General features: G+C 65.8%; 10 protein-coding genes. 8 read left to right on the top strand and 2 right to left on the bottom strand.

Going from position 1 to position 12,269, the window contains the following annotated elements:
• The first annotated feature begins 50 nt into the window (after positions 1 to 50).
• From IM738_RS15760 to IM738_RS15750, 3 genes are all read left to right on the top strand, one after another.
• A complete protein-coding gene (locus IM738_RS15760; protein ID WP_236961922.1) occupies positions 51 to 1,151 on the top strand; it encodes a fatty acid desaturase in 1,101 nt (366 codons plus the stop codon).
• Positions 1,152 to 1,264: 113 nt separating this feature from the next.
• Positions 1,265 to 2,179: a KPN_02809 family neutral zinc metallopeptidase gene (gene ypfJ / locus IM738_RS15755; protein ID WP_236961921.1), complete on the top strand. Its 915-nt coding sequence runs from the start codon at positions 1,265 to 1,267 to the stop codon at positions 2,177 to 2,179.
• A 108-nt stretch (positions 2,180 to 2,287) separates the two neighbouring features.
• Positions 2,288 to 3,763 (top strand): DEAD/DEAH box helicase, encoded by a 1,476-nt coding sequence (locus IM738_RS15750; protein WP_236961920.1) that lies wholly within the window; start codon positions 2,288 to 2,290, stop codon positions 3,761 to 3,763.
• A 6-nt stretch (positions 3,764 to 3,769) separates the two neighbouring features.
• Here the strand turns inward: IM738_RS15750 and IM738_RS15745 are convergent, their stop codons facing one another.
• The gene (locus tag IM738_RS15745; RefSeq protein ID WP_236961919.1) at positions 3,770 to 4,606 is read right to left on the bottom strand and encodes a symmetrical bis(5'-nucleosyl)-tetraphosphatase; all 837 of its coding nucleotides are present in this window, start codon (positions 4,604 to 4,606) and stop codon (positions 3,770 to 3,772) included.
• Positions 4,607 to 4,677: 71 nt separating this feature from the next.
• On the opposite strand from IM738_RS15745, the gene IM738_RS15740 reads away from it, so the two are divergent.
• Positions 4,678 to 5,970, top strand: coding sequence for a hemolysin family protein (locus IM738_RS15740; protein WP_236961918.1), 1,293 nt, complete (start codon positions 4,678 to 4,680; stop codon positions 5,968 to 5,970).
• A gap of 12 nt (positions 5,971 to 5,982) precedes the next feature.
• Here the strand turns inward: IM738_RS15740 and IM738_RS15735 are convergent, their stop codons facing one another.
• Positions 5,983 to 6,897 (bottom strand): LysR family transcriptional regulator, encoded by a 915-nt coding sequence (locus tag IM738_RS15735; protein ID WP_236961917.1) that lies wholly within the window; start codon positions 6,895 to 6,897, stop codon positions 5,983 to 5,985.
• Positions 6,898 to 7,014: 117 nt separating this feature from the next.
• On the opposite strand from IM738_RS15735, the gene IM738_RS15730 reads away from it, so the two are divergent.
• From IM738_RS15730 to IM738_RS15715, 4 genes are all read left to right on the top strand, one after another.
• A complete protein-coding gene (locus IM738_RS15730; protein ID WP_236961916.1) occupies positions 7,015 to 8,436 on the top strand; it encodes a form I ribulose bisphosphate carboxylase large subunit in 1,422 nt (473 codons plus the stop codon).
• A gap of 32 nt (positions 8,437 to 8,468) precedes the next feature.
• Positions 8,469 to 8,822 carry a ribulose bisphosphate carboxylase small subunit gene (locus IM738_RS15725; RefSeq protein ID WP_236961914.1) on the top strand — a complete coding sequence of 118 codons (354 nt, stop codon included), beginning with the start codon at positions 8,469 to 8,471 and terminating at the stop codon, positions 8,820 to 8,822.
• A 150-nt stretch (positions 8,823 to 8,972) separates the two neighbouring features.
• Complete coding sequence (locus IM738_RS15720; protein WP_236961912.1) at positions 8,973 to 9,776, top strand: CbbQ/NirQ/NorQ/GpvN family protein; 804 nt, start codon at positions 8,973 to 8,975, stop codon at positions 9,774 to 9,776.
• A 133-nt stretch (positions 9,777 to 9,909) separates the two neighbouring features.
• The gene (locus IM738_RS15715) at positions 9,910 to 12,267 is read left to right on the top strand and encodes a nitric oxide reductase activation protein NorD (protein ID WP_236961910.1); all 2,358 of its coding nucleotides are present in this window, start codon (positions 9,910 to 9,912) and stop codon (positions 12,265 to 12,267) included.
• Positions 12,268 to 12,269: the final 2 nt, after the last annotated feature.

Raw genomic sequence — 12,269 nt, 5'->3', positions numbered from 1 at the left:
ATCTGGAGCGCCATCCTGCGCTGTATGGATTCTTGATCCTTCCGACCCGCATGTCTCAATCTCCTGCCGCCGTTTCACCCGATCCGATCCCGCTCGGGCAACCCCTGCCCCACCGCAAGGTCATCCGCAGCTGGCTCACGCCGATCGCGGAGCGCCGCACCGCGATCGCCGTGCTGTTGCTGGTGCTGGATCTGGCCGTGTTTTCCGGGCTGATCACGGGCGTGGTGCTGTTCGACGCCTGGTGGGCCAAGCTGTTGTGCGGCCTCGTGGCCGGCTTCGTGATTGGCCGCCTGTTCATCATCGGGCACGACGCCTGTCATCAGAGCTACACCCCACACCGTGGTCTGAATCGCGTGCTCGGTCGCATCGCGATGATCCCGTCGCTCACGCCCTACAGCCTGTGGGAAGTCGGTCACAACGTGGTGCACCACGGTTACACCAACCTCAAGGGCGTCGATTTCGTCTGGGCACCGCTGACCAAGGAAGAGTTCGAGGCGCTGACGCCCCGTCGTCGCCTGATGGAGCGCATCTACCGCAGCGGCTGGGGCCCGGCGCTGTATTACCTGGTGGAGATGTGGTGGAACCGCATGTATTTCCCCCGCAAGAGCTACATGGGTACACGACGCGCTGAGTTCACCTGGGACGGCGTGTTTGTCACGGCGATGGCCGCCTTGTGGGTGGCCGCCCTGATCGGCGCGGCTTACGCGACCGAGCAATCAGCCTGGGCGCTCGTGGGCTTTGGTTTTGTCGTGCCGTTCCTGTTCTGGAACGCCATGATCGGCTTCGTGGTTTATGTGCACCACACCCACACTGCGGTGCAGTGGCACGATGACAAGCACGCCTGGGCCAAGGCGGCACCGTTTGTGTCGACGACGGTTCACATGACCTTCCCCATGAAAATGGGCGCGATGATGCACCACATCATGGAACACACGGCCCACCATGTGGACATGAGCATCCCGCTGTACAAACTCAAGAATGCCCAGAAGATCCTGGAAGAGACCCTGCCCGGGCGCATCATCATCCAGCACTTCTCCTGGCGTTGGTACTTTGAAACGGCGCGCAAGTGCAAGCTGTACGACTTCACCCGACGCTGCTGGACCGATTTCCAGGGCCAGCCGACCAGCGAATTCAAGCCCGCGGTGGTCTGAGCCCGCGCTCACATGTCCTTTCACCAGCGCTGCCCCGGCAGCGCTTTTTTCTGCCCGCTTCCTTTGCATAATGACACTTTGCCCCTGACCACCGCCCTCCGAGGAGACAGATCATGAAATGGGAGAACAACCGCCAGTCCGACAATGTCGAGGACCGGCGCAATGGGTCCGGTGGTCTGGGTGGGATGCTCGGTGGTGGAGGCGGGGGCCAGCGGCGCGTGGGGGGCCGGGGGATCGGTCTCGGCACCATCGTGATCGCCCTGCTGGCGGGCTGGATTTTTGGCATCAATCCCATGACCATCCTGGGCTTTCTCGGCGGAGGAGGAGGGCTCACACCCGAGACCACCCAGAGCGCGCCAGCGACGGTCAGCACCGGGAAACCTTCGGACCAGATGGGGCAGTTCGTGTCGTCCGTGCTGGCGGGCACCGAAGACGTCTGGACCACCGTGTTCCAGCAAAGCGGTGCCCAGTATCAGAAGCCGCGTCTGGTGCTTTTCAGTGGTGCCACGCCCACCGCCTGCGGCACGGGCCAGTCTGCCATGGGACCGTTCTATTGCCCTGGCGATCAGAAGGTCTACATCGATCTGAGTTTCTACGAGACCATGCGCCGCCAGTTGGGTGCCCCCGGTGACTTTGCGCAGGCCTACGTGGTGGCTCACGAGGTGGGGCATCATGTGCAGAACCAGATGGGCCTGACGGAGAAGATGGAACAGGCCCGTCAACGGGTGAGCGAGCGCGAATACAACGCACTGTCGGTCCGGCTGGAGCTTCAGGCCGATTGTTTCGCCGGCATCTGGGCCCACCACAACCACAAGAGCAAGGCCATTCTGGAACCGGGTGACGTGGAGGAGGCACTGAACGCCGCCGCCGCCATCGGTGACGACGCCTTGCAGCGCAAGAGCCAGGGGCAGGTGGTGCCTGACAGCTTCACCCACGGCACCAGCGAACAGCGCCAGCGCTGGTTCAACACGGGGCTGGAGTCGGGCAGCGTGAAGGCGTGCGACACCTTCAACGCGCGGGCCATCTGAACGGTGTTTCGCCCTGTGCAGGGCGAATACTGGGTGAAAAACGCCCAAAGTGAGACAATAACGGGTTAACGCGTATCCAGCGGACGGTCTTGTTCCGCACGCACAGCAATGACCCAATCCTTCTCTCAACTCTCCCTGTCTCCCCTTCTGGAGCGCGCCGTGGCCGAAATGGGCTACGAGAACATGACGCCGATCCAGGCGCAAGCCATCCCCGTGGTGCTGCAGGGGCGTGACGTGATGGGCGCGGCCCAGACCGGCACCGGCAAGACCGCTGCGTTCACTCTGCCGCTGCTGCAGCGCATGATGAAGCACGACAACACGTCCACGTCACCTGCTCGCCATCCGGTGCGTGCGCTGGTGCTGCTGCCCACGCGCGAGCTGGCCGACCAGGTGGCCGAGCAGGTCAAGCTCTACGCCAAGTACACCAACCTGCGCAGCACCGTGGTGTTTGGCGGCATGGACATGAAGCCGCAGACCGCCGAGTTGAAGAAGGGTGTCGAGGTGCTGGTGGCCACGCCGGGCCGCTTGCTGGACCACATCGAAGCCAAGAACTGCGTGTTGAACCAGGTCGAGTACGTGGTGCTCGACGAAGCCGACCGCATGCTCGACATCGGGTTCCTGCCGGACCTGCAGCGCATCCTGAGCTACCTGCCCAAACAGCGCACCACGCTGCTGTTCTCGGCCACGTTCTCGCCCGAGATCAAACGCCTGGCGAACAGCTACCTGCAGGACCCGGTGACCATCGAAGTGGCCCGCTCCAACGCCACGGCGTCCACGGTGGAGCAGCACTTCTACCGCGTGGACGACGACGACAAACGTGGCACGCTGAAAAAAATCCTGCAGGAGCGCGGCATCAAGCAGGCGTTTGTGTTCGTCAACAGCAAGCTCGGTTGCGCGCGGCTCGCGCGTTCGCTGGAGCGCGAAGGCCTGAACACCACGGCCCTGCACGGTGACAAGAGCCAGGACGAGCGACTGAAGGCGCTGGAAGCCTTCAAGAGCGGTGCCGTCGATCTGCTGGTCTGCACCGACGTGGCCGCGCGTGGCCTCGACATCAAGGACGTGCCGGCGGTGTTCAACTTCGACATCCCGTTCAACGCCGAAGACTATGTGCACCGCATCGGCCGCACCGGCCGTGCGGGCGCCTCGGGCCTGGCGGTGTCGTTCGTCAGCGCGCGCGACGCGCGCCTGATGGGCGACCTGGAGAAGCTGCTGGGCAAAAAGCTGGAGCTGGAAGCGCTGGAACTGGAGGCGGACAAACGGCCTGCCGGGCACTTCAACGACGGTCAACGTGTCTGGCAACAGCCCGAAGAGGCCCGCGAGCAGCGTGAGATCCGTGAAAGCCGGGGCAGCCGCCCCGAGCGCGAAGCGCGCGCGCCATCCGGCCGTCCTCCCGTGCGCCCGGCCCGCGCACCCGCCGATCCGCTGTTCGACAAGCCGTATGAGCCGACCCTGAGCGCCGAGGCCACGCCGTCGTGGGAAACGGCACAGAAGCCGACCAGCCGCCTGTCGCCCAACATCAAGCCCCGCAAGAAGGTGCCCGCGCTGTTCAAGAGCGCGCCCGCGCCAGTGGCCGAGAACGGTTGAACCCCGTCAGGGGGTGCCCGGTTTGCGGGCCTGGGCGCATTTCACTGAAATGCGTTCCACCTCGGCCGGCGTCTCGCCCAGCCGTGCCGCCGTGAGGCACCCGCCCCACACGCAACCCGTGTCCAGGGGCAGCAGGTTCGGTCGCCGCACATCGCCCAGCGTGGACCAGTGGCCGAAGGCGATCGGCACGCCGGCCGTGTGCCGTCCTGGCACGTCGAACCAGGGCATGAATCCCTCGGGGGCGGCGTTGGCGTCGTCCTTGGTGTCGAACTCCATGACCCCTTGCGCCGAGCAGAAGCGCAGGCGGGTGAAGGTGTTGACGATGACGCGCAGGCGTTCCGCGCCTTGCCAGCTGTCGCTCCAGAAGTCGGGCTGGTTGCCGTACATGTCCCACAGAAAGCGGGCCCAGTCCGGGCTGCGCAGCACCGCTTCCAGCTCCCCGGCGAGGGCCAGCGTCTGCGCCAGGTCCCATTGCGGCAGCACGCCGGCGTGCACCATCAGCCAGCCGTGGGCGTGCAGTGCGATGGGGCGCGTGCGCAGCCAGTCCAGCAGATGGTTGCTGTCGGGTGCATCGAGGATCTCGGCAACGGTGTCGTTGCGGTGGGGTTTGCGCACGCCGTGCGCCGTGGCCAGCAGGTGCAGGTCGTGGTTGCCCAGCAGGCTGTGCGCGGCGCCGTCGAGCGCGATGAGCCGCCGCAGCACGGCCAGCGACGCCGGCCCCCGGTTGACGAGGTCGCCCAGCAGGTACAGCGTGTCGCGGCTGGGAGAGAAACCGATCTTGTCGAGCAGGCGGCCCAGGGCGTCGTCGCAGCCCTGGATGTCGCCGATGAGGTAGTTGGCCATGGGGCGATTGTCCATGGCCCGCGCATCGAGACAGGCGTGGCATTTTTCTGGGAGACAATTCCCCTCAAGCCATGGACACCCTGCTCATCATTTTCCTGACCCTGCTCAACGGCGCCTTCGCCATGTCCGAGATGTCGCTCGCGGCCAGCCGCAAGGCGCGGCTCGCTGCGATGGCCGAATCGGGCGACAAGGGGGCGCAGGCCGCGCTGAAACTGCTGGAGCATCCGACGCAGTTCCTTTCGTCGGTGCAGGTGGGCATCACCTCCATCGGCATGCTCAACGGCATCGTGGGCGAGGCGGCCTTCAGCGGCGATCTGTCGCTGGCCTTGCAGGGCTGGGGCCTGACGCCCGGGACCGCCGAAGTCAGCGCCACGGCCATCGTGGTGGCGGTCATCACCTTCGTGACCATCGTCTTCGGCGAGTTGGTGCCCAAGCGCATCGGGCAGCTGTACCCGGAAGCCGTGGCCCGCGGCGTGTCGCGCCCGATGACCTTCGTGGCCAAGGCGGCCAAGCCCTTTGTGTGGCTGCTCACGCACACCACCCAGTGGGTGCTCAAGCTGCTTCGCATCGACACCAACGCGCAGCAGCATGTGACGGAAGAAGAGATCAACGCCAGCTTGGAGGAAGGCGTGGACGCCGGCATCATCGAAGAGCACGAGCACCAGATGGTGCGCAACGTGTTCCTGCTCGACGACCGGCAGCTCACCTCCATCATGGTGCCGCGCGATGACATCGCCTGGCTGGACGCGGAAGACCCGGTGTCGGCGGCGGTGCAGAAGGCCTGGACCACCGGCCACTCCTGGTACCCGGTCTGCCGTGGCGGGCTGGACGATGTGGTGGGCGTGATCCACCTGCCGCAGATGCTGGCGCTGCAGGCCGATGGCGTCGAAGACGCGATCATTCGCCACGTGCAGCCGGCGGTGTTCGTGCCTGAGACGCTGACCGGCATGGAGCTGCTGGAGCAGTTCCGCGAACGCTCCACGCGCATGGTGTTCGTGGTGGACGAATACGGCGTGGTGCAGGGCGTGCTCACGCCGCTGGACATGCTCGAAGCGATCACCGGCGAGCTCTCGCCGCACGAAGACGTCGAAGCCTGGGCCACACAGCGAGAAGACGGCGCCTGGCTGGTCGATGGCGCGATGCCGGTGGCCGAGTTGAAGTCGCGCCTGGACATTGACGAACTGCCCGACGAAGACAAAGGGCGCTACGCCACGGTGGCCGGCCTGATGCAGACGGTGGCTGGCGAACTGCTGGAGCAGGGCGCCGCCGTCGAATGCGCCGGCTGGCGCTTCGAGGTGCTGGTGCTCGACGGGCGCCGCATCGATCAGGTGCTGATCCAGCCCGGCGAGACCGAGCCCGACTGATCCGACTGACCGTCAGCGCGCCCGGCCTGGCGTGGGCTGGTGTTCAAACATCCAGTCCTTGAACGCCAGCGCCGCCGCCGAGAGCCGCTTGCCGCGCGGGTACACCACGTGCCAGCGGCGGATCAGCGGAAAGCCCACCACATCGAGCTGCACCAGCTCGCCCAGCGCCAGCTCCGCCGTGACCGTGTGGGTGGAGAGCACGGCCAGGCCCAGCCCGCCCGCCACGGTCTGTTTGATGGCCTCGTTGCTGCCCACCTCCAGCCGGTTCTTCAGCGTCACGCCCTGGCTGGTGAAAAACTTTTCGGAGGTGAGCCGTGTGCCCGAGCCGGGTTCCCGCAGGATGAAGGGTTCGCTGGCCAGACGCTTCGGCGCGATGCGTTTTTTGCCCACCAGCGGGTGGTCGGGCGGCGCCACCAGCACCAGCGGGTTGTCGGCAAACGGTTCGCTCACCACGTCCAGCTGCTCGGGTGGCTGGCCCATGATGCAGAGGTCGTCCTGGTTGTTTGCCAGGCGTTGCAGCAGGTTCTCGCGGTTGCCCACCACCATCGCCACCTCGATGCCCGGGTGCGCGGCACAGAAGCCGCCCAGCAGCTTGGGCACGGTGTATTTCACGGTCGTGAGGATGGCCAGCTTCAGGCTGCCGCGTTCCACGCCCTGGAGCGCTTCCAGATCCTCTGACAGCCGCTCCATGCGGGTCTCGATGTCGGCGCAGGCGTCGGCCAGGGTGCGGCCGGCCGCCGTCAGGTAGATCTTCTTGCCCAGCTGTTCAAACAGCGGCTGGCCCACGGTTTCGGAGAGTTGCTTCACCTGCAGCGAGAGCGTGGGAGGCGAGAGGTGCAACGCCTCGGCCGCGCGCGCGAAGCTGTTGTGCTGCGCCACCGCGTGAAAGATGCGCAGCTGGTGCAGGGTGGCGTGGCGCAGGTTCAAGGCGGCTCCTTGATGATTTGGAAAGTAAAACGTTATCGTCATAACATTTTACTTTTATTTATTCTTGATCCGTCCAAGAATTCGTCCCATTCCATCCCAACACAAGGAGCAATGCAGATGGCGACGAAGACCTACAACGCGGGCGTCAAGGAATACCGCAGCACGTACTGGGAACCCCACTACACCCCCAAGGACACCGACATCCTCGCGTGTTTCAAGATCACGCCGCAGGCCGGCGTGGACCGCGAAGAAGTGGCCGCCGCCGTGGCCGCCGAGTCGTCCACCGGCACCTGGACCACCGTCTGGACCGACCTGTTGACCGACCTGGACTACTACAAGGGCCGCGCCTACCGCATCGAAGACGTGCCGGGCGACGACACCTGTTTCTACGCCTTCGTGGCTTACCCGATCGACCTGTTTGAAGAAGGTTCGGTCGTCAACGTGCTGACCTCGCTGGTGGGCAACGTGTTCGGCTTCAAGGCCCTGCGCGCCCTGCGCCTGGAGGACATCCGCTTCCCGATCGCCTATGTGAAGACCTGCGGCGGCCCGCCCCACGGCATCCAGGTCGAGCGCGACATCATGAACAAGTACGGCCGCCCGCTGCTGGGCTGCACCATCAAGCCCAAGCTGGGCCTGTCGGGCAAGAACTACGGCCGCGCCGTGTACGAATGCCTGCGCGGTGGCCTGGACTTCACCAAGGACGACGAGAACGTCAACAGCCAGCCCTTCATGCGCTGGCGCCAGCGTTTCGACTTCGTGCAGGAAGCCATCGAGAAGGCCGAGCGCGAGACCGGCGAGCGCAAGGGCCACTACCTGAACGTGACCGCGCCCACGCCCGAAGAGATGTACAAGCGCGCCGAGTACGCAAAGGAACTGGGCTCGCCGATCATCATGCACGACTACCTGACCGGTGGTCTGTGCGCCAACACGGGGCTGGCCAACTGGTGCCGCGACAACGGCATGCTGCTGCACATCCACCGCGCCATGCACGCCGTGCTCGACCGCAACCCGCACCACGGCATCCACTTCCGCGTGCTGACCAAGGTGCTGCGCCTCTCTGGCGGTGACCACCTGCACTCCGGCACCGTGGTGGGCAAGCTCGAAGGCGACCGCGCCTCCACGCTGGGCTGGATCGACATCATGCGCGACGATTTCATCAAGGAAGACCGCAGCCGCGGCATCTTCTTCGACCAGGACTGGGGCTCCATGCCCGGCGTGATCCCGGTCGCATCTGGCGGCATCCACGTCTGGCACATGCCGGCGCTGGTCAACATCTTCGGCGACGACTCGGTGCTGCAGTTCGGCGGCGGCACGCTGGGCCACCCCTGGGGCAACGCCGCCGGCGCCGCGGCCAACCGCGTGGCGCTGGAAGCCTGCGTCAAAGCACGCAACGAAGGCGTGGCGGTGGAGAAGGAAGGCAAGACCGTGCTGATGGACGCTGCCAAGCATTCGCCCGAACTCAGGATCGCCATGGAAACCTGGAAAGAGATCAAGTTCGAGTTCGACACAGTGGACAAGCTCGACCTGGCCCACAAGTGATCACGCCCCACCGATTCTGAAAGGAACCCACCATGAGCATGCAAGACTACAACTCCCGCCTGTCCGACCCGGCCAGCCGCAAGTTCGAGACCTTCTCCTACCTGCCAGCGATGACGAAGGACGAGATCCGCAAACAGGTCGAGTACCTGGTGAAGAAGGGCCTGAACCCGGCCATCGAGCACACCGAGCCGCAGTACCTGATGGACTCCTACTGGTACATGTGGAAGCTGCCCATGTTCGGCGAGACCGACGTGGACAAGGTGCTGGCCGAGTGCGAGGCCTGCCGCCAGGCCAACCCGGACAACCACATCCGCCTGATCGGCTACGACAACTTCACGCAGTCGCAAGGGGCCAGCATGGTCATCTTCAGAGGCAAGACCGTATGACGATCAACCCACCCTGCGCCCACGAGCGGGGCGCGGGGTGGCCGACGCAGTGAGGTCAAGGAGGAGCCGGCCGCAGGCCGGCGGGGGACACGAACGGAGTTGGCCGCCCCGTGCCACGCGGTGCAGGCCAACGAAGCAACGGAGACGCACATGAACGACACCCTCGACGCCTACAGAGTCGCGCAACAACCCTACTACCGCCCAGTGGCCGACGAGGTCGAGCTGTACGAGGCCGCCTATTCGGTGCGCATGCCCATGATGCTCAAGGGCCCCACCGGCTGCGGCAAGACGCGCTTCGTCGAGTACATGGCGTGGAAGCTCAACAAGCCCCTCATCACCGTGGCCTGCAACGAAGACATGACGGCGAGCGACCTCGTTGGCCGCTTCCTGCTCGACGCGCAAGGCACCCGCTGGCAGGACGGCCCGCTGGCCACGGCCGCGCGCCACGGTGCCATCTGCTACCTCGACGAAGTGGTCGAAGCCCGGCAGGACACCACCGTGGTCATCCACCCGCTCACCGACAACCGCCGCGTGCTGCCGTTGGAGAAGAAAGGCGAGCTGGTCAAAGCCCACCCGGACTTCCAGATCGTCATCTCCTACAACCCGGGCTACCAGAGCCTGATGAAGGACCTCAAGCAGTCCACCAAACAGCGCTTTGGCGCGCTGGATTTCAACTACCCCGAACACGACGTCGAGGCTGAGATCGTGGCCCACGAAACCGGGGTCAGCGCTGACGTCGCAGGCAAGCTCGTCGGCATCGCAGAGCGCGCCCGCAACCTCAAGGGCCACGGTCTGGACGAAGGCATCTCCACCCGCATGTTGATCTACGCGGGCAGCCTGATCGCCAAAGGCGTGGCCGCGCAGGCTGCCTGCCGCGTGGCCTTGGTGCGCCCGATCACGGACGATCCGGACATGCGCGACGCGCTGGACGCAGCCGTCGCCACATTTTTTTGACCCCCCCCCGCGCCGCCTTCGGCGTCACCCCCCAGGGGGCAACGCTGGCGGCCCGGCGAAGCCGGTTCCGCGGCGTTCTCGATGAAACATCGGTCCGCCAAGATTTTTGGTTCTTTGTGAAGGCCCGTCTGTCATGAGCGTCCACCTCCACGACCACGCCGAGTGGACCGACCAACTCGATCCGGTCTCGCGAGAGTTGCTGGAGCGCAGCTGGCCGGACGCGACCAGGGTGTTCTCCGCGCGTGGGCTGGACAACTACGTGAAGGGTGCCGCCGCACTGCGCGGCCTGGGCCGGGGTCATGAACTGGTCAACGCGTGGATCGACGGCGCGCCGCAGGTGGCGCAGGAAATCGGCGAGGACGTGGTCGGTGAACTGGCGACCACCGCGCTCATGCTCGCGTCCAAGACCTCGGGCGCTGTGATCGAGCTGGTGCTGGCCACCGCGCCCACCGCCGCGCGCCGCCTGGGCGATGGCGCGCTGTTCCTGCAGTACCTGCAGTTCCTCAACATCCTGGTGGCGCAGGCGCCGCGTGGCCTGCGGCCCATGCTGGGCCAGCTCGACGCGCTGTTCGGTCAGCTCACGCTCGGCGGTCTGCGGCGCTGGGCCACCTGGGGCGCGCAGGCGCATCGCACGAACCACGAAGAGCAGATCGCCTACTTCGGCCTGCAGTCCAAAGAGTCGCTGGCCATGCTGCAGAAGGAGCGCAAGGGCACGCTGCTGGTGGACGTGCAGCGGCGCATCAACATGTACCTGCGCGCACTCTGGGGGCGCGACTTTTTCATGCGCCCCACGGCGGGCGACTACGAAAGCCGCGAAGGCTACCGCCCCTTCATCGAGGACCACTTCATCCACCTGCCCGATGCCTACGACGCTGTCGACGGCAATGCCGGCCCGGTGGACGCCATACAGCTCTACCGCGCCGCCGCCGCACACGCCGCGGCCCACGTGGTGTTCACCCGCCAGCCGATCTCGGCCGAATCGCTGAACCCCTGGCAGATGGCGCTGATCGGTCTGGTGGAAGACGCGCGGGTGGAGGCGCTGACGCTGGCGCGCTTTCCCGGCCTAAGCCCGCTCTGGGCGCAACTGCACACCGCGCAGGCCTCACAAGACAAGACAGCGGGCGACTGGCTCAACCGCCTCGCACGTGCGCTGCTCGATCCGGCTTTCGAGGATACGCACCCCTGGATCAACCAGGGCCGCGCGCTGCTGGCCGAGACCCTGCCGCGCATGTTGGCCGACCCGCACGACAACACCGTGTCGTGGGAGCTGGGCGTGCAGCTGGCGCACAGCTACCGCGAACTCACGCAAGGCCCCAGCTACCAGCCACGCACCGACTTGCAGACCGCGGCATACCGCGACGACAACCGCTACTTCTGGGCCTTCGACGGGTTTGACTTCGAACGCAGCATCGCCGCCGGCCACGAGCCGCCGCAGCAGCTGCGCAAGCAGGTCAACCTGATGGAGTTCGTCAACGAACTCGAGGTGGAAGGCGCGGGCGACGACGCGCAGGAAATCTGGGTGCTCGGCACCGAGCTGTTTCCCTACGAAGACCTGGGCGTGTCGTTCAACCAGAGCGAAGGCCGCGAGCCGGTGCTGTCGCCGGTGCACTACGGCGAGTGGGACCACATGATCCAGCTCGAACGCCCCGCCTGGGTCACGGTGCAGGAGCGCCGCCCCAAGGCCGGCGACGCGGCGGTGATCGACAGCATCCTCTCCGAGCACCGGCGCCTGATCGGCCGCATGAAGCACATCCTGGACGCCATGCAGCCGCAGGGCGTGCAGCGCATCCGCAAACTGGAAGACGGCGACGAGATTGATTTGAATGCCGCGCTGGCCTCTGTGATCGACATGCGTTTGGGTCGCCAACCCGACCCGCGCATCATGATGCGCAGCGTGCGCAAGACGCGCGACATCTCGGTGCTGGTGCTGCTCGACCTCTCGCAATCGACGAACGACAAGGTGGCGGGCCAGGAGCACACGGTGCTCGACCTCACGCGCTCGGCCTGCGCGCTGCTGGCCGATGCGATCCAGAAGGTGGGCGACCCCTTCGCCATCCACGGCTTCTGCTCCGACGGCCGGCACGACGTGAACTACTGGCGCTTCAAGGACTTTGACCAGCCCTACGACGATGTGGCCAAGGCGCGCCTGGCCGGCATGGAGGGGCAGCTATCCACCCGCATGGGCGCGGCCATCCGCCACGCCACCGCCGCGCTGAAGGCGCAGCGCAGCAGCAAGAAGCTGCTGCTCGTCATCACCGACGGCGAACCGGCCGACGTGGACGTGCGCGACCCGCAGTACCTGCGCCACGACACCAAGAAGGCGGTGGAAGAAGCCGGCCGCCACGGCGTGATCACCTACTGCATGAGCCTGGACCCGCGCGCCGACCAGTACGTGCGCCGCATCTTCGGCGAACGCCACTACCTGGTGGTGGACAAGGTGGAAAAACTGCCCGAGAAACTGCCGGTGCTCTATGCTGGCCTGACCCGATAACC

The organism is Hydrogenophaga sp. SL48, assembly GCF_021729865.1.
Classification (GTDB): Bacteria; Pseudomonadota; Gammaproteobacteria; order Burkholderiales; family Burkholderiaceae_C; genus Hydrogenophaga.
This window is presented reverse-complemented; position numbering and strand designations above follow the sequence as displayed.